The organism is Maritalea sp. YIW29 (genome assembly GCF_057219265.1).
This window is the reverse complement of record NZ_JBXVVF010000001.1, coordinates 862,933-887,008: the sequence shown is the minus strand read 5'-3', so window position 1 is coordinate 887,008 and position 24,076 is coordinate 862,933. Positions and strand designations below refer to the sequence as shown.

The following is a 24,076-nucleotide window of genomic DNA, read 5'->3' as shown; positions in this document are numbered from 1 at the left end:
TAAACCTCAGCTCTTCGCTTTTTCATCACCGGGCAGCACATAATCTGTGCCTTCCCATGGTGATAGATAATCAAAGGAACGGAATTCTTGCGCCAATTTCACTGGCTCATAAACAACCCGCTTTTGCTCTTCGCTATAGCGAACTTCAACGAAACCAGAAACCGGGAAATCCTTACGCAGCGGATAGCCTTCAAAGCCATAGTCCGTCAGCAAACGACGCAAGTCTGGGTGCCCAACAAACAAGATGCCGTACATGTCATAGGCTTCGCGCTCAAACCAGTCAGCGCCCGGGAAAACATCACAAATCGAATTGACCGGCGATTTTTCGTCTGTCGTTAAACGAATTCGAATGCGAAGATTTCTCGATGGGCTCAGCAAATGATAAACGACGTCAAAGCGCTCCACGCGCTCCGGATAATCAACCCCACATGCATCTATGAAACAGATGAATTGGCATTGGCTATCTTCTTTGAGGAACCGCGTCACATCAACAATCGAATCGCGAGCGACATTAAGGGTCAGCTCACCAAAGCTCATTTCAGTTGAAAGAACTGAACCTGCAAGCTTTGCTTCGATATATTCGCCGAGTTCTACAAGCGTTGTGTCCATAAGTGTTACGCCCTATCGCTCAATTGTGCCGGTACGGCGCAGCTTCTTTTGCAAAAGCAAAACGCCGTAAAGAAGTGCTTCTGCCGTTGGTGGGCAACCCGGAACATAAATGTCCACTGGCACGACCCGGTCACAACCGCGCACAACTGAATAAGAATAATGGTAATAGCCGCCGCCATTGGCACACGATCCCATGGAGATCACATAGCGTGGTTCTGGCATTTGATCGTAAACTTTGCGAAGCGCTGGCGCCATCTTGTTGGTCAACGTACCCGCAACAATCATCACATCCGACTGACGTGGGGACGCACGCGGTGCAAAACCAAAGCGCTCGGCATCATAGCGCGGCATCGACATTTGCATCATTTCAACGGCACAACAGGCCAAGCCAAATGTCATCCACATCAATGAGCCAGTACGTGCCCAATTGATCAATTCGTCAGTTGACGTCACCAAGAAGCCTTTGTCGGCCAATTGGTCATTAATATCCAAGAAGAATGGATCATCCGCGCCAACAGGCTTGCCCGTTTTCGGATCAATTATGCCCTTAGGCTGCGACGCGACCAAGGTTGAACTATTTTCTAATCCCATTCTAAGGCACCCTTCTTCCATTCATACACAAACCCAATGGTCAGCACCCCAAGAAACGCCATCATTGCCCAGAAGCCAAACCAACCCACGCTCTTAAACGCGACGGCCCAGGGAAACAGAAACGCAACTTCTAAATCGAAGATGATGAACAGGATCGCAACCAGATAGAACCGCACGTCAAATTTCATGCGTGCATCATCAAAAGCTTCAAAGCCACATTCGTAGGCAGAAACTTTCTCAGGATCAGGGTTTTTCACTGCGATGATGAATGGCGCTACCAATAGCGCGAGGCCGATAACGGCGGAAAGCCCGATAAAAATAATTACAGGCAGATAGTTGAGGAGCAATTCGTTCATAATTGCCTTGCCTTTAGTGTTGCCGGCTTATGCCAGCTTGGGAGTTATGTTTTTGAGCCAAAGACACATTTCAGCCCAAATCATCGTTGCTACGGCTTAGCGTAGCACTTTGCACGATTCAAGTGGAATTATTGTCCCACACCATCTTTATAGCCCGAATCTTCCTCCCAGCTGAAAAATCAACAAATTCAGATAAATATGATAATTATAGTCATGTTTTTAATTACATCAATCCGTAAACTTAGTCGCAATTCGATTCGCCCACTGAACCCAGGCATAATCGGTAGCAAAAACCCATCGCACCCCTCGGCAATAAACTCAGGTGTAACTTCAAATGACCAACAATCCTGATAAGCGCTAAAGGACTACACCCTACAATTGTGCGGATGTTGAATTGTCGGGAGACGGCGGGCATGGCTTAACAAGGGCAGAAGCATTCTTGCGATAGCGAGAACCCCATAAATGGATCGTCTGTTGATGTAAGAAAATTCATATACGTTTGAATTGGTCTACATGAAACGTAATTCAACGTTGCAAAATGGAACCCTAATCGCGGACCGCACCATTAGTTCGATAAAACTTTAAACATTGTGCGACATCTTTCGTAACCAACCCAATATTTTAACCAACCATTTTAGCACTCATTTATCCTGAAATTGCCAAATTGAACGCTCATTGCGGGATGTATTATCCAACGGAGCAAGAACATGTATAGCCGAATTCTTACAACACTCGTTGCCTTCATATTGCTCAGCACGAGTAGTTATGCTGCCGATTGGGTCGCAACCAAACTGCGTGGCGCAGTATTCGTTCAGACCGATGGTAAGCTGGTGCGCATCGAAAGGGGCTTCGTTGTCTCGGATAGCAGCCGAATTACCACAACAAAAGGTGCACGAGTCCGGTTTAGCCGGGGTAAAGAAACAATCGACGTTGGTGGCGACACGCGTTTTAGGATCAATGACCGTGGCAATTCGCTGCGCACCGTTGTGACCCAAGATTTCGGTGAACTCACCGTAAACGTCGAAAAACGCAATGTTAAACACTTCGAAGTTCGCACCACTCTATTAGCAGCGATCGTAAAAGGTACAAGGTTCACGGTGAAATCACGTGACGGCATTTCATCTGTCGAAGTGAGACGCGGCCGCGTAGAAACAAATGACATTAACGCTGGAATGAGAATTGACGTTCTTCCAGGTCAAAAAGTTGCTTTCGACGTGGAAAAGAACCCAATATTGGTTGTCACCGGTCGCGGACAAAAGGAAATGATCAAGTCTTCGACGACTGGAGAAACGCTCAATCTCGGCCAGATCATGTCTAAAATAAAACGTGCGTGGCCAGAAGCCAAATTGGATAAAAAACTAGTCAAAAAACTAGCCAAGCAACAAGATGCTGAAGACGACATCTCAAGTGTTCTGGCAGATTTATTGACTGAAAATATTGGCGACACGACTAACGCCAACAGCAAAGCCAACGGCAACGCCAACAGCAAAGCCAACGGCAACGCCAACAGCAAAGCCAACGGCAACGCCAACAGCAAAGCCAACGGCAACGCCAACAGCAAAGCCAACAGCAACAGCAATGCCAACGGCAACAGCAATGCCAACGGCAACAGCAATGCCAACGGCAACAGCAATGCCAACGGCAACAGTAATGCCAACGGCAACAGCAATGCCAACGCCAACAGTAATGCCAACGCGAGCAGCAAAGCCAACGCCAACAGTAATGCCAACGCCAACAGCAAAGCAAATGGCATGGGCTAGAAGGCCGTCGCATAAACTATTGTTCTTTGCTCGACCGGTTGATCAGCACTCTACTTTGGGCCGAAGGCGCCTGACTTAACACCTCAAAAACGAAAGCCCTCTTTTTGCAAACTCGGAACCCGCCCACAAAAAAGCCGCCCCTAAAACTAGGAGCGGCCCGCATTCATTCGTACGTAGATATTAGTTAAAGTACCAACGCACTTTACCGTCAACTTCGTGACCAACATGGCCGCCATTGTTGAACAGGTAGTTATATTCAGCACCAATGGTCACGTCTTGTGCAACGGCGAATTCCAAGCCGGCACCAACAAGACCAATACCATTGCCGTTATCTGAACCGATACCGCCAACTGCATAAGCAAGCATATCGTCGCTCAGCAAATAACCAGCACGGGCAGTCGCTTCAAAAAGACCACCTGAAATGTTACCGCCAGTTACGCGGGCACTCGCTTCAAGTTCACCACCGAAAACAAAGGCGTCATCTTGGATATTGATACCCACAACACCGCCAATACCCCAATAGTTGGTACCTGTGCTGATGTAAGATGAGTTTAGACCGACATAATAGCGGTTCCAGTCAAAGCCAGCTGCAGAATATACTGGAGCTGCTTCGGTTACGTAGTTCGTCACAGGATCTGCCGCTAGGGCACCTGCCGTCATCGTAGCGCTGGTTAAAGCGGCGATGGAAAGTGTTTTAAGAATGTTCATTTGGGCCTCCATGGCACAACTAATCGTAACAACATTACCGATGTAGGAAACATACCATTTTATTCAACTCCGGTATGCCAATTTCCGCTCGCTTTTTTGCAAAAGGGCTCGGTGGGTTAATGGTGTACTAACAAGTCGACCATTTAGCGGTATTTACATGGCAATTTCAGGGCAATGGTGCTCACGGTGCCAAAACAGGCGCTAAATGCACCCTCACCCAGATCACCGCGGCACAAAAAGGCCATCAGCCGAGAGCCATCAAAGCGACGAATTTTGGGCGGACAATGGGTGAAATGAATAGTCGTCACGTCAAGCATCTGTGCTTGAAATTTTCGCAATTTTCAAAGGGAGAAAATGGCGGGAGTGACGGGACTCGAACCCGCGACCTCTGGCGTGACAGGCCAGCGCTCTAACCAACTGAGCTACACCCCCAGCGTTTCGCAATCACGTGATCGCTGAAGATGGGCGATGTTTAAGGGCGATCCGTGGGCAAGTCAAGCACATAAATTGCACTTTATGACGCTTTTTTTGCAATCCCTAGAAACAAGGGACTTTGGATCACAAACACGCATCAGTTTTCCCTCCCCGACGCGAAAACACGTTGGGATAACAATAAAGTATCAAGGACACTTAATGTTCTGATTCAATTTTTGATCGGGGAGAATGGTGGGCGATGAGAGACTCGAACTCCCGACATCTTCGGTGTAAACGAAGCGCTCTACCAACTGAGCTAATCGCCCTCTTAATGAGGTGTGCATCGTTTAATTCTTTCAAACGGCCACGTCAACAAAAAAGGCCCAGATTTTCACCTGGACCTTCAAAAAAATGTAATATTTTTTGCTTCTTAGCTGTTTACAGCTTCTTTAAGCTGTTTGCCTGGCTTAAACTTAGGCACGTTTGTTGCAGCAATATCAATTTCTGCACCAGTAGCTGGGTTACGGCCCTTAGTAGCTTTACGGTGAGACACAGAGAATGTGCCAAAGCCAACCAAGCGAACGTCGTCGCCATTTTTCAATGTTGATTCAACAGCTTCAAAAACTGCATCAACAGCTAGAGCGGCATCAGCTTTGGTGATACCTGCTTTTTCTGCAGCAACTGCAATCAATTCATTTTTATTCATTCGTCTATCCTCATATCTGTGCCCGAGCTAATTACTCGAGTATGCGGCGATTACATTTCGTCGATTCTATCACGAAAGCAAGGTAATCCGGCGCTTTGCGCGACTTTTAGGCAAAAAAAAAGGCTGAAAACATCGTCTTCAGCCTCTTTCCGGTCATAACTTAGCTCAAACGTCAATGAGCCGTTAGTCCGGACGTTGTTGCATTCTGCTGCCTGAGACTTTCTGCGTATGCTTCAAAGTCCCACTCAATTGATTCCGGCTCATTTACCAAGGCGTGTTTGATCACGTCCTTCATTTCGGACACCGGAACAATTTCCAAGCCTTCTTTAACAATGTCCGGCACGTCCACCAGGTCACGGGCGTTTTCTTCCGGGATGATCACCTTCTTGATACCGCCACGCAACGCCGCGAGCAACTTCTCCTTAAGGCCACCAATCGGCAGAACCCGTCCACGCAATGTGATTTCACCAGTCATCGCGACATCATTGCGAACCGGAATACCCGTCATCACAGAAACAATCGCAGTCGCCATGCCAACACCCGCCGATGGACCGTCTTTAGGCGTTGCGCCTTCGGGCACGTGAACGTGAATATCAAGAGAATCAAACAATGGTGGTTCAATACCAAAGTCCACTGCCCGCGAACGCACATAGGTCGCGGCCGCAGAAATCGATTCTTTCATCACATCCTTGAGGTTACCCGTAACAGTGCGTTTGCCCTTACCATGGGTTGTAACGCCCTCAATATGAAGTAATTCACCACCAACCGGGGTCCAGGCGAGGCCATTGACCATGCCAACCTGAGGTTCATTCTCAATTTCGCCATGACGGTGACGCGGTGGACCCAAATATTCTTCCACTTTTGCCAGATCAAGCTTCACTGATTTTAACTTTTTGTCCAAAGTCAGTTCTTTAACGACTTTGCGCAAAAGGTTGGCCATTTCACGCTTCAAGTTCCGTACACCCGCCTCCCGCGTATACCGCTGGATAACAAATGTCAGTGCATCATCAGCCAATTCAAATTCCGCTTCTTTCAAACCATGTTCTTTCATGGTTTCAGGAATCAGGTGACGCCGCGCAATCTCAAGCTTCTCTTCTTCTGTGTAGCCAGACAGGCGAATGATTTCCATCCGATCCATCAGCGGGCCTGGAATGTTGAGCGTATTCGCTGTTGTCACGAACATCACATCCGAAAGATCGTAGTCGACTTCCAAATAATGGTCGGCAAACGTGTTGTTTTGTTCTGGGTCAAGCACCTCTAGCAATGCTGAAGACGGATCGCCCCGGAAATCCTGCCCCATCTTGTCGATCTCGTCCAACAAGAACAATGGATTGGATTTACCTGCCTTTTTCATCGACTGAACGACTTTACCCGGCATGGAGCCAATATACGTCCGGCGGTGACCGCGAATCTCTGCTTCATCGCGTACGCCACCAAGTGACATCCGTGCAAATTCACGCCCAGTTGCTTTCGCAATAGACTTACCAAGCGATGTTTTACCAACACCCGGAGGGCCAACGAGGCACAAAATCGGCCCCTTCAATTTGCCAGTCCGTGCTTGAACTGCAAGATATTCAACAATCCGCTCTTTGACCTTTTCCAAGCCATAATGCTCTTCATCAAGAACATTTTGAGCAAATTCGAGGTCTTTTTTGATCTTCGACTTCTTGCCCCATGGCAAACCAAGCATCCAATCAAGATAATTGCGTACAACCGTCGCTTCAGCGGACATCGGGCTCATCTGCTTAAGCTTTTTCAGCTCGGCAGTCGCCTTTTCTTTCGCTTCTTTGGACAATTTGGTCTTGTTGATGCGCTCTTCAAGCTCTGTCAGCTCGTCCGTGCCGTCCTCGGAGTCACCCAATTCCTTCTGGATCGCCTTCATCTGTTCATTCAGGTAATATTCGCGCTGCGTTTTTTCCATTTGGCGTTTAACACGCGTGCGGATTCGACGCTCTACCTGCAAGACACCAATTTCGCCTTCCATCAACTCCAACACGCGCTGCAAACGCCCGGTCACAGAGTTGATCGCAAGAATTTCCTGCTTCTCTTGGTTTTTCACCGCCAAGTGAGATGCAATTGTATCTGCAAGTTTTGAATGCTCATCAATCTGAGAAACCGCGCCCACAACTTCAGGCGAAATTTTCTTGTTCAGTTTGACGTAATTTTCGAATTCGTTGACCGCCGAACGTGCAAGCGCTTCGGCTTCCACTTCATCATATTCTTCAGCTTCAAACGGAACGGCTTCGGCTTCAAAATACTCGTCGGCGCGCACAAAGTTTGAAATTTTGGCGCGCGAAATGCCTTCAATCAGGACTTTGACGGTACCATCGGGCAATTTGAGCAATTGAAGAACAGACGCAACTGTACCGACATCAAACACATCATCGGTAGAGGGGTCATCTTCTTGTGCATTCTTTTGAGTGACAACAAGAATGTTCTTGTCCTCACGCATTACTTCTTCCAGTGCCTTGACTGATTTCTCACGGCCAACAAATAAAGGCACAATCATACCTGGGAACGCAACGATATCGCGCAACGGCAAGACTGGATAGACGCGACCTGCGTCTGACGTGGCTGAAGCTTCAGTTTTATCCTTATCGGACATAGACGATCCTTTTCATCAACCGGCTATGAAGTCCCAAAAAGCGGCAACGTCATAACCGTCATACGGCGCACAACTACGTGCCCCACGGCCATCTCAACCCGACTGGGGCGGATGAAGACTCAATTGAAACTATTAGATAGGAATTTTAATTGGCCCGACAAGTACGCATCGGGCCAATTAACCAACTTTATTTACGCGCCTGCGTCGACTTCTTCTTTGCGGTCCGCATAAATGTAAAGCGGACGGGCAGTTTTATCGAGCACGACGTCTTCGCTGATCACAACTTCCTCAACGCCTTCAAGTGAAGGGAGGTCATACATTGTGTCCAGCAGAATGCCTTCCATGATCGAACGTAGACCACGGGCACCTGTTTTGCGTTCAACGGCTTGACGAGCAATGGCGTTAAGCGCGTCATCTTGGAACGATAGCTCAACTTCTTCCATTGCAAACAAACGCTGATATTGACGCACGAGTGCGTTCTTCGGCTTTGTTAGAATTTGAACAAGAGCTGACTCATCCAAGTTTTCCAACGTTGCGATAACCGGTAGACGACCAATAAATTCAGGGATCAAACCAAACTTTGTAAGATCTTCTGGTTCAACTTCAGCAAAGATTTCGCCCAACTGACGATCCGTTGGGTCTTTAACTTCGGCGCCAAACCCAATTGAAGTACCCTCACCGCGCGCACTGATGATTTTCTCAAGGCCTGAGAAAGCGCCACCGACGATGAACAAGATGTTGGTTGTATCAACTTGCAAGAATTCTTGTTGTGGATGCTTACGGCCACCCTGAGGCGGCACACTGGCTACAGTGCCTTCCATGATCTTCAACAAAGCTTGCTGAACACCTTCACCGGAAACATCGCGCGTAATAGATGGGTTGTCAGATTTACGAGAAATCTTATCAACCTCATCGATATAAACGATGCCGCGCTGAGCTTTCTCAACATTGTAGTCGGAAGACTGCAACAATTTAAGAATGATGTTCTCGACATCTTCGCCAACATAACCAGCTTCAGTCAATGTCGTCGCATCGGCCATTGTAAATGGTACGTCGATGATCCGCGCCAGCGTTTGGGCAAGATATGTCTTACCGCAACCCGTCGGGCCAATCAGCAAAATGTTGGACTTGGCCAATTCGATATCTTGGCTTTTTTCAGAATGATTGAGGCGCTTATAATGGTTGTGCACAGCCACGGACAAAACGCGTTTCGCCCGGAACTGACCAATTACATAATCATCCAACACCTCGCAAATTTCTGCAGGTGCCATTACGCCATCTGAGGACTTTACCGTGGAGGATTTGTTTTCCTCTCGGATGATGTCCATGCATAATTCAACACATTCATCGCAAATAAAAACAGTCGGGCCGGCAATAAGCTTACGCACTTCATGTTGCGATTTCCCGCAAAATGAGCAGTAAAGCGTGTTTTTTGAACTGTCGCCGCTACCTGTGTCTTTTGTCATTCAAAACACTCCTGAATGTGCATCTTTCGTTCAGTCTATATGCAAATCTTAGCATCTGCACATAAACAATCCGTAAGCTATTAGTGATCGCTTAGTCCCGATCATGCCTCACAATTCCGCACAAAAGCTTAATTGCCAAGCCTTGATGCGGAAAGTTCAATTTATTGATTAACGAAATCTATGATTTCTCTGGCTCTTCTGCGCCACGCGTTTCATAAACTTTATCAATCAAGCCAAATTCTACAGCGTCATCCGCGGTCATGAAGTTGTCGCGATCAAGGGCGTCCTCAATCGTGTCGTAATCTTGACCAGTATGTTTGACGTAAATGTCATTCAAACGTCGTTTCAAGTTCGCTGTATGCTCCGCGTGAATGAGAATGTCAGACGCAGTACCGCGATAGCCGCCAGATGGCTGGTGTACCATAACAGAAGCGTTCGGCAGTGCGCCGCGCATGCCTTTGGTGCCAGCTGAAAGCAACAATGAACCCATTGAAGCGGCCTGCCCCACGCAAAGTGTCGCAATCTCAGGGCGAATAAACTGCATTGTATCGTAGATCGACATGCCAGATGTCACCACGCCACCGGGCGAGTTTATGTACATCGCGATTTCCTTTTTCGGATTTTCCGATTCAAGGAACAAAAGCTGTGCAACGATCAGAGAGGCCATGTGGTCGTCGACACCGCCAGTCACAAAGATGATGCGCTCACGCAGCAAACGCGAGAAAATGTCGAACGAGCGCTCGCCACGGTTGGATTGCTCAACAACCATCGGCACAAGCGTGCTCATATAAGTATCAATCGGATCTTTCATTGTATCATCCTTAGTGAATCGAATCGGCTTTATTCCCGATCAGATATGATGCGTCTTAACGTGCGGTAAAACCGGTAGATAGGTCTTGTCCTCTATCCGTTCAAGATAGAGTTAATTTTTCTTGATGGTCGCGAATGCCCTAGGCAGCAATTGGGGCAAATCAGAGGCGGTCATCCCCATGCCACCAGACGCGAAGCCACCAAACTCAAGTCCAGCCAGCCCATGGACATAAACTGCCGCACAGGCTGCGTCAAATCCTTCCATGCCTTGCGATAACAGCCCGCCAACAATTCCGGCCAACACATCGCCAGAACCGGCAGTCCCCATCCAAGGCGGTGCATTGCTATTCAACACCACACGACCATCAGGGCGAGCTATAACAGTATCCGCCCCTTTTAAAACTATTGTTGCCCCTGACCGCTTTGCCGCTCGTCGTGATGCTTCAACTTTATCGCTCTGTGCATCAAGGTCAGGAAATAAACGAGAAAACTCGCCCAAATGTGGTGTCATGACTATATTTTTGTCTTTGCTCTCCTTAATAGCGCCAAACAGTCGGTTTGGATCACTTTGAAAAGATGTAAGCGCATCAGCATCCAATACCAAGGCTCTGCCAGCAGCAAGAGCGGTCAAAACATTGTGACATGTGTTTTCTGCAACACCATTCCCCGGGCCAATAATTAGGGCATTATATCGCTCATCTTCCAATAATGCGCCCAATGATCCTTGCTTCAGCATGATGTCGGTTACATGGCCCGCATGTTCTAACAACGCTGCTTTGTCCCCACAAAGAGACACCAGCCCTGCCCCAGACCGCAGCGCACCAAGAGCAGACAATCGTGCCGCACCCGTTGATAACGGCCCACCGGAAACAACCAAACAGTGACCCCGATCATATTTATGACCGTCAAATTTTAGTTCAGGCAAACGCCACAGATTGGGCCCATTCTCAAAGTGCGTTGGTGCAACGTTCTCCAGAACCATTTCCGGAATACCAATTTGACTTAGAACCAAGTCGCCGCAATGCGCCTTGCCGGGAAACAACAAATGCCCCGGCTTTTTCCGAAAAAAGGTGACCGTCGCATCTGCCTTGATGGCACACCCAAGTATTTTGCCAGTGCGCCCATCCACGCCTGTGGGCATATCAACACAGATCTTTGGCGCTTCAACATTGTTTGCCTGTCGAACAATATTGGCGATTTCCCCCATAATAGGTCGATCAAGCCCCGCACCAAACAGTGCATCAACAATCAATGAGGCATCATTAAGCATGTCCAGTGCAAACAATTCAGGTTCGCCCCATTGGGCCAAAAACACTTGCGCCGCCGCCGTATGTCGATCCTTCGCCCCCCAATGCGCCAGCCGAACCGGCCAACCCCGGCGTCGAAGCTCAACCGCAATAACAAATCCATCGCCACCATTATTGCCCGGCCCGCAAAGCACCGTGACAGGCGATTTTGGATAGCGTAGCTGGAAATACTGGGCCACTGCCCGCCCAGCATTTTGCATCAACTCAACTTCGGGTACACCGCTATCGATGGCCAGACGATCCGCCTGCGCCATCTGATCGGGGCATAGCAAAGCGCTTGTAAATCCATTAGTCTCAGCCATTGAAGTCAATTCCCCATGTTGAACCACTCTTCAACATATAATCGCATTTTCGCACAAAATGTGCATGATATAGCGCAATGATGGAACGAAGGGAGCAAATCATATGAGCGATGATCCAACACTTCCCATGCGCGAACAAGCCTGCCTTTACCCAGATGTGGACGAAGGCACCGCCTGCACACAAAGCTCGTTCAAGGTGAAAGGCAAATCATTCTTCTTTGCTGGCCCGCAAGGCGGTCGTCACAAAGCAATGTTCAAGCTCGAACAGTCACGTGCCGAGGCGCAAGAGTTGGCCAAGGCCGAACCCGACAAATACCAAATCGGCTCAAACATTTGGGTAACAACACGTTTCTCCGCAGACGATCCCATGCCGACGAAAATTTGGAAAAAGTGGTTGGACGAGAGTTATGCGCTGAGCGCGCCAAAGCGGAAGTAACACTTAGCGATTAAAAGTTAGCGCCCTAAAAGTCGCCGAGCATATCCGGCACAGGGATACTGCAACTGTTAGATGCTTTTGGTTTAGATTTTCCGCTGAAGTAATCAAATACACCCATGATGACCTTGCCGCCCGGAACATCCTCTTTGATAAAGTTCTTCATCGGCTCAACAAAAACTTTATCTATATAATTTTTGACCGTTAGCTTCTTCTGCATGGCTTCGGACATCGCCGCCAATTTTTCTAAATCCTCAGGGTCATCACTACCTATACTTTTATTGAGTTGACCAAGAACATCCGCACTATCATTGGTGATATCACTCGCATAAGTCACGCTGGCCGCCGCGGCTCTGCCAATGGGAGTTTTTAGGATTGCCCCTGCTGGGCCCGGCACTGCAGATACAAAACCTTGAATACCGGCGCGAATTTTCTCTCCATCGCCTTCGCGGGCGCCATCAAGAATACCAGCTGCATTATCACCATATCCCGTCAATTTTTCTAATGTGTCACTTTTTATGCCGAATTTATCGGCAATTTCATTCGCGCTTTTTGCCAATGCATTGATTTCTCGCGCTTTTTTCTCCCACTCTGGTTGTGGGGCATTGCCAGATGAGCTCACGTTGGTTTCTGCAGCGTTTAGAGCACGATCAATAAGCTTCTCCGCAAGACTTTTGCCAAATTCTGTGTCTGCGAGCGCTCTAGGGTTGGTCGCAAGTTCTTCTAGCAAATCTTTGACCACAGGGTCGTTGATTAAGGCGTTATTTTGTTTGACCAGTGCAGCTCGACGCTCCGCCTCATTTAGCCGCCACAACTTGAATTGCTCATCATCATTTGCTGGGTTAGCCAGCGCTATATTTTCTTCAAAGCTATTCAAATAAGCTTCAAGCCCAGTGCTATCGTTTCCATCAAATCCTGGAGTTGGGCCACAGCTTGCGTCGGGATCAAACAATGGGGACAGCGTGTCAGCAATCGCAGATTGCATTGCTCGTTTGTCTTTGTCTTCTGTGGGGCTACCGTACGAACGCGGCTTACCGCCACGAGAATCTGCGCGCCAATTATCCCCAACAACCTCGTGAGCAAATTTGCTATTCGCAGGCATTGGCGTACCAATCAACGGCTCACAGCGACCAATGAGACCACCTGAACCACCTGCATTGTAAAAGTCCAAATCAGGAGTTTCCCCAGCAAGACAAGTTGATTGGGCATTGGACTCTGCGATTGTGCAATCAACCGCGTAAAGCCCGAAGCACCTTTGCTCGCATTGAAAATTAATTGCGGTACAGGACGCTGTCGGCACACTTGCAACAGTTGCGTCCACGGTCACATCAATTAGGTTACGGCTATCAGCCGGCGTGCTAATATCCGCCAGCGTTTCATTTCTGATTTGTGTTAGTGCCGGTTCGTTCAGCAAGTCCTGCAATTCAGCCAACTGCGCGTCCGTCAGATTTAAATATTCGTCTCTTCGCCGTACGAGGTCTTTATACACGGGTTCCTGTTCGAAAAGATCAATCTCCAGTTTTTCAAATGTCTTTCGTGCAGCATCGAGCAAATCTTTCATTTCCGCTGATGAATTGCTATCCAACCCATTTTTGATTTGGTTGTAATTGTCTAGAGCCTGTTGACGATTCATGATGCTCGGATTGGACTTGTTTGCTTGCAAAAAGCGCGTTGCGCTATTTTGTGCCGCGCCTGCCAACCCCGCTGCAGAACGCAATTTGATCTGCGGTGATGGCCTAAACGGGTTATTTGATTGTTTTTCTCGCTCCGAGATGTTTTCAAGCGCCAATTCAGCCCAATCTTGCTCACTCTTGCCACCAACAAGATTACCACGCTCATCACCTGCCCTTTTCGAAAGTTCGAGTTGTACGCCGATCAACTGATCTTCGGACAATGGCGAAGGCCAACCGATATCTCCAATTTGCTCATTGATCGCTTCTTCTGCGTCAAGGATGGCGACTTGAGATTCAAGTTGGGCAATACGCACCGTAATCTTTTCAATTTCATCTGCATTTGGGAGTTTTTCGAGCTCGGCAAATTTCGCGCTGTGAGCTTGAAAGTCGGCTTTGTGCTTGGCATATTCTGTCGCAGACTTCTGCAGTTCAAACTGTTTGACCTTTGCTATTCTGTTAGCCCGTCCTCGAATGTCGTAAACACGTTCGCTAAGCGCCGCCTCAATCGCGACGAGCTGACCAGTTGATCCCGATCCAGAAAGTCGGACACTTTGCATTAGCCAACTCAGAGGAATTTCGGTGTCCGCGTCTAGCTCGCTAGCTCTGGCAAAAAAGTAGTTGGCTAGTGCAAAGTCATTTCTTTCAAGCGCGACATAACCCAAGTCAAGCCACCCCCCATCATCAGAAAGATCCGAAAACCAATTTCTCTGTTTCAAAGTTGTCGCGGATTTGTATTCGTCTAGAAAAATTTTTGAAAGTGTAGGTTCCTGCCCAACTGCATTGGCGCCCACTAAGGTGCCTAACGCAATCATCAACAATGTAAATAAGCGAATACACTTCATTGCAAGCTCCACCCATTCAGCCTTTCCAATGCTAACTTGCTTGAAGTCGGCGAGCAAGGGCGCGGTGCTTTCACACCGAATTAGCAGCACCGCCAACATCACCGGTAGCCCGGTACTGCGTTGGCGTCATCCCAACGATACGACTAAACTCAGCATTAAAATTCGACTTCGTCATAAAGCCCGATTCAAACATGATGTCATTGATGGGCGTTTTTGTTGTTTCTAGAAGGTTCTGCGAATATTCGATGCGAAGTCGATTAACGTAGCGGGAGAAGTTCTCCCCGCTACATCGATTTACAGCTTGAGACAAAGCCCCAGAGCTTTCGCCAAGTCTGCGCGCCGTTCTCGCGATCGTCAGGTCACAATCGCGGAACAACTGACGGTCCTCCATCAAATTCTCCAACGAAGCGATGATCTTCATATCCTGCTCTGAAGGGTTTTTGAGCTCTTCGCGCTGCTTTGACTCTTCGACCGGCAATTGCGCTCCCTCGCCAAAAATTGGTAACCGCGCCATGCGCACCGTGACGCCTAAAAGGATTGCGGCCAATCCAACCGTCATGACAATCACAGCCGCCTGGATGAGAATTCCCGACTTTCCCCCAGCAAACAATTGATTGGAAATGAATATTGCAAGGTCAGAACAAAGGACAAACCCAATCAGGCCAATGCCCGCCCCCAAGCCAAATGTCACAAGTCGATATCCATAACTGGTGACTTGAACAAATTGATCTTGCCCAAGTCGAAACAAGACCACCATCTGCACAAAATAAAACGCCATACTTGCAAAAACAAACACATCGACCGGGAACGGCAAGTTAATCGGCATCAACGAAATCACGGCGACCAGCGGTAATGGCCAGCCATGCCATGCCATAAGCTTTGCCATCGGCGTTGGCTTGTCTTCGGTTAGCGACCTAAATCCGAGGTAGAGCAGCGGCGTCAACATCATCGCCAATATGGGTTGAATTGGGACAAGCAATTCAATGCCATACCCGTATCGAAGCCCGATCATTCCACCCATCGCCGCGAGACCAATAAAAAAACTGAACAACAACGCGCGCGCAGGGCTCGGTATCCGCGCGGCAAACCCAACACCTACCGCCATCAATATTGCCATCAGCGCTATCGCGAATGCGATTGGTATGTTGATCAAAACAACTGCTCCAACTTCACCTATAAGGTCCTTCTCAAACCCGTTCAGGTCCTGAATTAGGATTTAGGACGTCCTGAATCTGACTTCAGGTCTTCATGCCTTGATATTGGGATTACACACATGAAGTGCAAACACGCAACACCTAAAAATCTCAATACGAAAGCGAATGCCCATGAGAAATCTAACGCTAACAGCGATTCTTGTAACCGCAGCAATCACCGGCGCCACTGCCGCAATGGTGTTCTCTGCCCCCAACAATGCCAACGCTTCTGAAACAGCCATGCGCGATATCACAGACCGGTGGGTTTCCGAAAACAACCTGAACGGATTATCCGCCTCTTGCGCTGTTGGGCAAAATATCTACTCAGCCGCGTCAGGCCTTGCAGATGCCTCAACGCAAGCGAAGCTGACGACTGACCACAGTTTTCAAATCGGCAGCATCGCCAAAACTTTTACCGCAGCGGCAATTTTGAAACTTCAGGCCGACGGTCAAATCAAACAAAGCGATTCCTTGGCGAATTGGTTTCCCGAATATCCAAATGCACAAAGCATAACTATGCACCAGCTTCTTGGTATGACCGCAGGTACATTTGACTATTTTCGTGCCTCTCCTGAAAATCCCGTCATCCCAATGATTATGCAAGATGTGCGACGTATCTGGTCACCCGATGAGGTGATCGCCATCGCCGCAGCCCAACCCGCACATGCTGCACCGGGACAGGCATATTGGTACTCAAACACCAACTATGTGCTGCTGGGTAAGATCGTCGAAAATGTCAGCGGCATCTCTCTCGGGGATTATTTAGAGCAGCATTTTTATGGTCCTGCCGGTCTAACCCGAACGGTCTTGTCCGGTGCCGCCGACCCTGCGCAGCCGATTGCAGCTGGCTATCTCCGAAATTCCGCATTTCTATTCGGAAAAGACGCTGCCTACTCAACCGGACCTGGCGATATCGCGGGCCTCGCTTCATTGGGTTGGGCCGCTGGCGGTATGACAGCAACAAGTGCCGATTTAGCGCGCTGGGGACACGCCCTCTTTACCGACAAAGTGCTTGAAGCCGAAATCATGGACGATATGATTAGCTCGACTGACTTGGCCAAATCAGCTGGCAAAGCCTATGGGCTTGGAATTGAACATTTTGATACCCCAGACGGGTTAGCTTATGGTCACACCGGCTCAATCTCGGGATATGCCTCGATTTTGGTGTTTTTCCCACAAACACAAAAAGTCGTGGCCCTTGCAACCAATGATGAGGCTGGAGAGCCCTTGCTGCTAACACTCGCAACGGACATCGCACGCGATGCATGCACCCAATAACGGGTGTGACAACAATAACGTGTGACGACGGCATGAGGTCCTCACATTCATTGCGGCCAATTCCTACCTGACAACCAATACTGGCGCGAAATGCTGGGCAACTGTGCTCCCCGCATTTCGCATCAACTTAACTTCGGCCTGCCACTTCATGACCTTGTTTCAAGGACAGAATTCAACAAAATGACATCGACCAACCCGACCAAATTCGCATTGATTAAGAGCGCATAATTTTTCAAAAAACTATTTTAGCGCAATTTGCTTGAACGGAAGCTTTGCGGACAAAGCGACCAAGCATGATGAATGCTGGAAGTACCAAACTTTAACAATTTGGGTAACCGCTGCGCATTTCATGTGTGAACGCTCAAACGACAAGACAACCTATATCCATAACGGACTAGATTTTTAAGGCAGCGCGCACAGAACATACGTTCGTTGACGGCATCTAAAAAGCGTTGACTCGTTAAACATCATATGTTTAGAATAATCGCATGAGTGAAATGATGTATTACGATCTGAAACAAATCGCGGGCCTTACACCTAGCTTGTCTGCGCAAGTCGCACGTGAATTGGGACGACGTATTGTTTCATCGGCTTATGCCCCTAACGATCTTGTTGAGGATGAAGGGGCGCTTGCGGAGCGCTATCAGGTCAGTCGATCTGTTATTCGCGATGCAGTTAAAATTCTTGTTGGCAAAGGCTTGTTAGAAGTTCGTCGTGGCATTGGAACAAGAGTGCGGGAACGTTCGCAATGGGGTCTGTTGGACGACGATGTGATGGCGTGGGCACAATCAGCGCCTCCAAATAGCGATCTTTTTCGTCAGCTGATGGATGTTCGGTTGATCATTGAGCCGAAGGCAGCAAATTGGGCCGCACAAGTCGCTAGCGACGCAGAAATCAAAACCATTGAAGCTGCAATCTTGCGCATGGAAACCGAAAAAGGTTCAGCTGAAGAGTTTGTGACCGCAGATGCGCTTTTTCATCGGGCGATTTTGCATGCAGCGCATAACGAATTCCTTGTTGCAATGGAGGGTGTGATATTCGCCGCCCTCTTAAGCAGCATTCGATTGACAAACCAAGACCCGCGAGAAAATGAAGCGTCGCTGCCATTTCACCGCGCGGTCTATGAAGCAATTGCGGCACGTGACGGCGACAAAGCCGAAAGATTAATGGAAAATCTGCTGGCAGATGCAAAACGACGCTTGGGAGGGCGGGTTTGAAAATGAACGGACCAAGTCCGAACTAGACTAACTAATCGTCATAAATCAAGACCAATTCCAGTGCGCATTTGTCTTCAATTTGCGCCATAGGATACGTGCGTCCAGAATTTGGGAAACACGGTTTACCGCTTTTCAATTGGTGGTCGAAAAAGCGGTGGTGCCGCGGAGCCGTTTCAGCTTCCCCGCAGCACCAACAACAACTCAGCGTGAGTTATTAACCACCAAGTTCGACGAATAACTTCGTCAAAACTATATCGAGGAGGATATAATGATTTCAAAAATAAGAAAAGGCTTGCTGGTCGCAAGCGTCGCTTCAACGACACTTTTGAGTGTTGGTGCAGTGAATGCGGCTGACATGGTTGCATTGCTGCTGCCGGAAAACGTCAACCCACGTTGGGAAACCCAAGACGCTGCGGCCTTTATCCGCACAATGGAGCAGATTGCGCCAGACGTTAAGGTCGAGGTTTTTAACGCCAACAATGACACCTCAACCCAGCAGCGCCAGGCGGAACAGGCCCTGACACAGGGAGCAAAGGTACTTGTTGTCATTCCAATTGATGGCGAAAGCTCTGCAATTATTGCGGACACTGCGGCGGAAGAAGGCGTACCAACGATTGCTTATGATCGCATGATCAACTCGCCTAATACTACATTCTGGGTGCAGGCAGATTTGGAAGGTATGGGCTTTGATCAAGCAACCCACGTGATCAACAACACGAAAAAAGGCGACACGCTGGTCTTGCTCAAAGGCTCACCTACTGACCCGAACGCGGCAGTTATTCATAATGGTCAATTACGTGCACTAACACCTTTATTTGAAAGTGGTGAGCGGGTAATGGGCTATGAAAACTGGACCCAAGGTTGGGACCCAGCCATTGCACGACGTTCAATGGATCAGGCGCTGACTCAACTTGATAACAATGTGCAAGGTGTTGTCTCTTCAAATGACGGAAATGCTGGTGCAGCAATCGCGTCCATGGAAGAACAAGGCATGGCCGGAACTGTTCCCGTATCTGGTCTTGATTGTACCGTTCAAGCACAACAACTTATGCTGCTTGGCAAGCAAACCCAGTGTGGTTGGCGTCCGCTTGAAGACATGGCAGCGGCAGCTGCTTCAGTGGCGGTTCGTTTGGTCAATGGCGAAGACTTCTCAGACCTTGCGCCAAACACTGTCACCAACGGGGTTGGTGCAGAAGTAGCGTATGTGCCTGTAGGTTCATATTCGGCAGTTGGCGTGGATGGCGTTGCCTATGTGATTGCCAACGACAAATCGATATCAAAAGATATGGTTTGCCAAGGCGAAGCCGCTGCAACCACCTTCTGCCAGTAATCGGACGAGATTGATGAAATCCGAAAATCAGTTGGAGGGGCCTGCTGCCCCTTCAGCGCACTTGAAAGTGCGCGGTATCAATAAGAGATTTGGCGGCGTGCATGCCCTTCGCGGGGTGGACTTTGAAGTTGCACGTGGTGAAGTCATGGCGCTTGTAGGCGACAATGGGGCCGGAAAATCAACGCTCATGAAAGTGTTGGCTGGGGCGCATGTGGCCGATGAAGGTGAATTCTACATTGATGACAAGCCCGTCAAATTGGTCAATCCCAATGATGCCTCAGAACTTGGCATCCAAATCGTATATCAGGACCTTGCCTTGTGCGAAAATTTGGATGTTGCGGCGAACCTTTCACTGGGCGCTGAGCCGGTTTTAAAAGGGTGGGCATTTCTACCCAAATTTTTGCGCCCACTTGATGATTTAGAGATGGAAGTGCGTGCAAAACTTGCAATCGATAAGCTTAAAGTTCGCACCCTCCAATCGGTAAGGGCAAAAGTTGGCGGACTGTCCGGCGGTCAACGCCAAGCCATCGCAATTGCACGCGCAGTGGGATCGGATAGTTCAGTCGTTATGCTCGACGAACCCACCGCAGCTCTTGGTGTTGCGCAAACGCGTCAAGTTCTAGAAGTCGTGAAAAGACTTCGGGAAACCAACCACGCCGTTGTCTATATCTCGCACAATATGCGGGACATATTTGAGGTGGCAGATCGTATTACGGTTTTGCGTCACGGCAACAATGTTGCGACCTACAGAACAAAAGACACCAACACTGATGAAATCGTAGTTGCCATGACCCGCGGTTTAGACACTGGAGCCAACAATGCAGCCTAGTAACATGACGCTTTTGGACCGGTTCCGTATGATACGAGAGACGCAGTTTGGCTCTTTTGTGCCCGTTTTAGCGGCTTTGGCAGCTATCTGGATCTATTTTGGCTTGGCACTGCCATTGCTTGATGTGCTGCTTGGAAATGCAGAAGAGTTCCGTGCTATTTTTCTAAGCCCAAGAAATATCTACAATCTCTTTATGCAATCCGCGGTGATTGCAACTCTAGCAGTCGGCATCACGATAGTATTGCTTCTGGGCGAAATTGATCTTTCTGCAGCCGCGACCGCTGGCGTCTGTGCCGCTCTTCTTGGCGTCCTCGTTCTCATAGGTGTGCCAGGTTGGTTGGCATGTTTAATCGTCTTATTTGTTGGGGTTGTTATGGGTGCAGCCCAAGGATTGTTGGTGGCTTATGTAGGCATTCCATCCTTTGTGGTCACTCTAGCCGGATTGCTTGGCTATCAAGGGGTGATGCAAAAGATTCTACCAACTGGAAACCTGAATGTCGGTGACCCTTTTGTTCGCTCTATTGCGCGTATCCTGATCCCTGATGTTTGGGGCTTAGTGTTAGCTGCGCTAGTTGTAATCATATTTGCCGCAGCTAGTTTGCGCAAACAAGCACGGCGCAAGGCACTTAAGCTGGAACTCGATTCTCCTTACGTTCTATTCGGCCAAATTCTAATATTTGGCACCATCGTATTCTCAATTGTTCTCATATTGAATTCGTATCGTTCGTTGCCGCTATTGATCGTCATTTTAGTTGGCACAACCGCATTGTTGGGTTGGGTTACAACATCAACCACATATGGACGCTCGCTATTTGCGGTGGGTGGAAATGCTGAAAGTGCACGACGGGTGGGCATGAATGTAAAACGAATTCGTGTTTCTGCCTTTGCCATTGTGGGATTGATGGCCGCGCTTGGCGGTATTTTAGGTGCCTCACGATTTGGCTCGGTTTCCTACACGGCTTTTGCCGGAGGTTCCTTGCTCCTTGAAGCAATTGGCGCAGCGGTAATTGGTGGCACCTCCTTATTTGGCGGTCGAGGATCAGTTTGGAACGCAATCTTAGGCGCATTGGTTATTGGCTCTTTAGGCAATGGGCTGGACCTCACAGGCGCAAGTGCTGCGGACAAGTTGATGGTCTCAGGCGCAATTTTGATCCTTGCTGTCGCAATAGACGCGGTTTCGCGTTCTGGCGGCACTCAAGCACGATAGTATGAAACGGAAAGAACATGAAAACATTCACATTACCTCAGATTAAGACCCCGATCTCCGTTATTGGCATGGGCACCATGATTTTTCATCCGGACACACGTGAGCGTGACTTCGCTCTTTTAGATGCCTTTGTTGAAAATGGCGGAACATATATCGACACCGCAGAAGTTTATGGTGCTGTGGAAGAACACGGTTTCTCGGAAATGGTGATCGGAGACTGGTTGGCGGCGCGTCCTGGGATGCGTGACCGGATTGTTCTTGCAAGCAAGGGCCTTATCACTGGCTATTGCGCGCCGCTACATCCCGGTGGTGCCAAAATAGATCCAGAATCTGTTCATGTTGCCATCAAAGGCTCTCTCCAGCGTTTGAAAACAGAATGTCTTGATATTTGGATGTTCCACCGGGATGACCTTTCGCAGCCAGTTGGCCCGCTTGTCGATGCACTTGACGCAGAAATTAGAACTGGCCGCATCAAAGCCTACGGGGCGTCGAATTGGTCCACGGAACGCATTCAAGAAGCCAACGATTATGCAAATGCAAACGGCAAAACGCCGATGATTGGTTCTAGTCCGAATTTCTCCCTTGCCCGCGCCAATGAACCTTTTTGGCCAGATACCGTGGTGACCTCGGAAGAGGATCGACAATGGTTCATCGCGAACAACTTTTTGTTGGTTGCTTGGTCTGCACTTGGTCGTGGCTTTTTTGCGAAAGCCGATCCCGACGACAAAAGTGATGAAGATTTGGTGCGGGTTTTTTATTCCGACGACAATTTTGAACGCAAGCGGCGTGCGGAGGCATTTGGCAAGGCAAGGAACATAAACATGTTTGAGATCGCCTTAGCCTATGTGACCAGCCAGGATTTCCCTGTTGTTGCGCTGAACGGCGCAGAAACGCCCGAACAAGTTGCGTCATCAGCACGCGCCGGAGCATTGCAACTATCTTCACAAGAGCGGAATTGGCTCGATCTGTCATCAGATGAAACCCCGATTTGAGGAAGTACAAATGAGTTATTCGAAAAAGATGTATCTCAACGGGCAGTTGATTGATGGTCAGGGCAGCGCAGAAATCACAAATCCAGCCAACGGGAAACTTGTCGGCACCGTAGCAACAGCTGGCATGAATGACGTTGAAAATGCGCTTCAAGCGGCCAAAGCAGCTTTCCCAAGCTGGTCAAAAACATCAATCGCTGAACGCCAGGACTGGATGCGTAAACTACGTGATGAAGTGATCGCAAATGAGGAACATTTGCGGGACTGCATTCATCATGAAATGGGTAAGAACTGGGGTGGCACCCAAGAGGATTTTGATAGTCTTAAGAATTCTCTCCATTTCTACTCGGAGGAAATTGCTCGGGTTCACGATGTTCACCTTGCTGATAGAGCAGGCACACATTCACATCGGTTAGCATATGAGCCATTAGGTGTAGCCGTCGCATTTATTGCGTGGAATTTTCCGCTGTTAAACTTGGCGTTCAAGATTGGTCCAGCTTTGGCTGCAGGGTGTCCAATCATCATTCGGCCATCTGTCGCCACACCTATTTCAGCATATGCGGTGGGCGAACTATGTCACAAGATTGGATTGCCAGCAGGTGTTGTAAACATTCTCTGTACCAACGGATATGATGCAGCAGATGCACTTTCAGCGTCCACCATTCCGTCACTTATTACGTTGATCGGTTCAACCCAGACCGGCAAACACATTATGAAAACCGGTGCGACATCTATCAAGAACTACTCCATGGAGTTGGGTGGAAACGCACCCGTACTTGTTTATGCGGATGCTGATTTGGATTTGGCTGCCGATATTGTCTGCGCCGTTAAGTTTGGAAATGCAGGCCAAATTTGCGTGACCCCAAACCGTGTATTTGTAGAAGCGTCAGTGGCCAAAGAGTTTGAAGCCAAAGTAATTGAACGCGCCAAAAATGTAACTGTCGGCTGGGATAAAGACGCCCCAATCGACATGGGCCCAATGATAGATGGCCGCGCATGGAGCCGCGTCAAAAAACTCATTGATGATGCTGTTGTCGGTGGCGCAAGTTTGCACTGTGGTGGCGACCGTCCCAATGAACTTCCAGAAGGGCATTTTATGGCCCCGACTGTTTTGAGTGACATCACGCCCGATATGGACATCTACAAGAATGAAATCTTCGGCCCGATCGTTAGTCTGCTTACGTTCACAGACTCTGATGATGTTTTGGTGCGCGCAAATGACGGAGATGATGGTGGGTTGACTGCCTATGTCTTTACAAAAGATCTCGCGAAGGCTGAAAAGTGTGCCGCTGAGCTGCGTTATGGAGAGGTGCAGATCAACGGGGTCAAATACGACATCGATCTACCTCATGGCGGGTTCGGCCAATCTGGTATCGGGCATGATTGTTCCCATTTGGCATTGCACGATTATTTAGCCATCAAGCGCATCACGCGCGCTTTGGACGTGTAGA

At 48.7% G+C, this 24,076-nt stretch carries 20 protein-coding genes and 2 tRNA genes; 9 read left to right on the top strand and 13 right to left on the bottom strand.

From position 1 onward, the window contains the following. Positions 1–6: 6 nt before the first annotated feature. Genes AC2D8L_RS04365 through AC2D8L_RS04355 form a run of 3 tightly spaced genes read right to left on the bottom strand, consistent with a single transcriptional unit; the run spans position 7 to position 1,556 of the window. Positions 7–609 carry an NADH-quinone oxidoreductase subunit C gene (locus AC2D8L_RS04365; RefSeq protein ID WP_484684220.1) on the bottom strand — a complete coding sequence of 201 codons (603 nt, stop codon included), beginning with the start codon at positions 607–609 and terminating at the stop codon, positions 7–9. A gap of 12 nt (positions 610–621) precedes the next feature. Beyond that, a complete protein-coding gene (locus AC2D8L_RS04360; RefSeq protein ID WP_484684219.1) occupies positions 622–1,200 on the bottom strand; it encodes a NuoB/complex I 20 kDa subunit family protein in 579 nt (192 codons plus the stop codon). After that, positions 1,191–1,556: an NADH-quinone oxidoreductase subunit A gene (locus AC2D8L_RS04355; RefSeq protein WP_435667436.1), complete on the bottom strand. Its 366-nt coding sequence runs from the start codon at positions 1,554–1,556 to the stop codon at positions 1,191–1,193. The genes AC2D8L_RS04360 and AC2D8L_RS04355 overlap by 10 nt, the downstream gene beginning before the upstream one ends. 707 nt (positions 1,557–2,263) lie before the next feature. On the opposite strand from AC2D8L_RS04355, the gene AC2D8L_RS04350 reads away from it, so the two are divergent. Next, entirely contained in the window at positions 2,264–3,316 is a 1,053-nt protein-coding gene (locus tag AC2D8L_RS04350) for a FecR domain-containing protein (protein WP_484684218.1), read from the top strand. A 180-nt stretch (positions 3,317–3,496) separates the two neighbouring features. On the opposite strand, the gene AC2D8L_RS04345 is transcribed toward AC2D8L_RS04350, so the two are convergent. From AC2D8L_RS04345 to AC2D8L_RS04310, 8 genes are all read right to left on the bottom strand, one after another. Beyond that, a complete protein-coding gene (locus tag AC2D8L_RS04345) occupies positions 3,497–4,024 on the bottom strand; it encodes an outer membrane protein (protein WP_484684217.1) in 528 nt (175 codons plus the stop codon). A gap of 355 nt (positions 4,025–4,379) precedes the next feature. Further along, positions 4,380–4,456: transfer RNA gene (locus AC2D8L_RS04340), tRNA-Asp, on the bottom strand. 232 nt (positions 4,457–4,688) lie between these two features. After that, positions 4,689–4,764, bottom strand: a tRNA-Val gene (locus AC2D8L_RS04335). A gap of 104 nt (positions 4,765–4,868) precedes the next feature. Continuing rightward, positions 4,869–5,144: an HU family DNA-binding protein gene (locus AC2D8L_RS04330; RefSeq protein ID WP_484684216.1), complete on the bottom strand. Its 276-nt coding sequence runs from the start codon at positions 5,142–5,144 to the stop codon at positions 4,869–4,871. A 172-nt stretch (positions 5,145–5,316) separates the two neighbouring features. Further along, the gene (lon, locus tag AC2D8L_RS04325; protein WP_484684215.1) at positions 5,317–7,749 is read right to left on the bottom strand and encodes an endopeptidase La; all 2,433 of its coding nucleotides are present in this window, start codon (positions 7,747–7,749) and stop codon (positions 5,317–5,319) included. Between the two features lie 191 nt (positions 7,750–7,940). Further along, positions 7,941–9,215, bottom strand: coding sequence for an ATP-dependent Clp protease ATP-binding subunit ClpX (gene clpX, locus AC2D8L_RS04320; RefSeq protein WP_484684214.1), 1,275 nt, complete (start codon positions 9,213–9,215; stop codon positions 7,941–7,943). Positions 9,216–9,393: 178 nt separating this feature from the next. Next, a complete protein-coding gene (locus AC2D8L_RS04315) occupies positions 9,394–10,026 on the bottom strand; it encodes an ATP-dependent Clp protease proteolytic subunit (RefSeq protein WP_484684213.1) in 633 nt (210 codons plus the stop codon). A gap of 111 nt (positions 10,027–10,137) precedes the next feature. After that, on the bottom strand, positions 10,138–11,634 hold the full coding sequence (locus tag AC2D8L_RS04310) for an NAD(P)H-hydrate dehydratase (protein WP_484684212.1): 1,497 nt from the start codon (positions 11,632–11,634) through the stop codon (positions 10,138–10,140). A gap of 103 nt (positions 11,635–11,737) precedes the next feature. On the opposite strand from AC2D8L_RS04310, the gene AC2D8L_RS04305 reads away from it, so the two are divergent. Beyond that, positions 11,738–12,070, top strand: coding sequence for an MmcQ/YjbR family DNA-binding protein (locus AC2D8L_RS04305; protein ID WP_484684211.1), 333 nt, complete (start codon positions 11,738–11,740; stop codon positions 12,068–12,070). Between the two features lie 25 nt (positions 12,071–12,095). On the opposite strand, the gene AC2D8L_RS04300 is transcribed toward AC2D8L_RS04305, so the two are convergent. Together AC2D8L_RS04300 and AC2D8L_RS04295 are read right to left on the bottom strand one after the other, a co-directional pair. Further along, entirely contained in the window at positions 12,096–14,582 is a 2,487-nt protein-coding gene (locus AC2D8L_RS04300) for a hypothetical protein (RefSeq protein ID WP_484684210.1), read from the bottom strand. A gap of 70 nt (positions 14,583–14,652) precedes the next feature. Further along, on the bottom strand, positions 14,653–15,735 hold the full coding sequence (locus AC2D8L_RS04295) for a helix-turn-helix domain-containing protein (RefSeq protein ID WP_484684209.1): 1,083 nt from the start codon (positions 15,733–15,735) through the stop codon (positions 14,653–14,655). Positions 15,736–15,901: 166 nt separating this feature from the next. Between AC2D8L_RS04295 and AC2D8L_RS04290 the strand changes: the two genes are divergently transcribed. The 7 genes from AC2D8L_RS04290 to AC2D8L_RS04260 all read left to right on the top strand — a co-directional run bounded on the left by AC2D8L_RS04290 (position 15,902) and on the right by AC2D8L_RS04260 (position 24,075). Continuing rightward, positions 15,902–17,053 (top strand): serine hydrolase domain-containing protein, encoded by a 1,152-nt coding sequence (locus AC2D8L_RS04290; protein WP_484684208.1) that lies wholly within the window; start codon positions 15,902–15,904, stop codon positions 17,051–17,053. Positions 17,054–17,541: 488 nt separating this feature from the next. Next, on the top strand, positions 17,542–18,270 hold the full coding sequence (locus tag AC2D8L_RS04285; protein ID WP_484684207.1) for a FadR/GntR family transcriptional regulator: 729 nt from the start codon (positions 17,542–17,544) through the stop codon (positions 18,268–18,270). 268 nt (positions 18,271–18,538) lie between these two features. Next, a complete protein-coding gene (locus tag AC2D8L_RS04280) occupies positions 18,539–19,600 on the top strand; it encodes an ABC transporter substrate-binding protein (protein WP_484684206.1) in 1,062 nt (353 codons plus the stop codon). A 13-nt stretch (positions 19,601–19,613) separates the two neighbouring features. Continuing rightward, positions 19,614–20,429 carry an ATP-binding cassette domain-containing protein gene (locus AC2D8L_RS04275; RefSeq protein WP_484684205.1) on the top strand — a complete coding sequence of 272 codons (816 nt, stop codon included), beginning with the start codon at positions 19,614–19,616 and terminating at the stop codon, positions 20,427–20,429. After that, entirely contained in the window at positions 20,419–21,636 is a 1,218-nt protein-coding gene (locus AC2D8L_RS04270) for a sugar ABC transporter permease (protein ID WP_484684204.1), read from the top strand. The genes AC2D8L_RS04275 and AC2D8L_RS04270 overlap by 11 nt, the downstream gene beginning before the upstream one ends. Positions 21,637–21,653: 17 nt before the next feature. Continuing rightward, positions 21,654–22,628, top strand: coding sequence for an aldo/keto reductase (locus AC2D8L_RS04265; protein WP_484684203.1), 975 nt, complete (start codon positions 21,654–21,656; stop codon positions 22,626–22,628). A 10-nt stretch (positions 22,629–22,638) separates the two neighbouring features. Beyond that, the gene (locus tag AC2D8L_RS04260) at positions 22,639–24,075 is read left to right on the top strand and encodes an aldehyde dehydrogenase family protein (RefSeq protein ID WP_484684202.1); all 1,437 of its coding nucleotides are present in this window, start codon (positions 22,639–22,641) and stop codon (positions 24,073–24,075) included. Position 24,076: the final 1 nt, after the last annotated feature.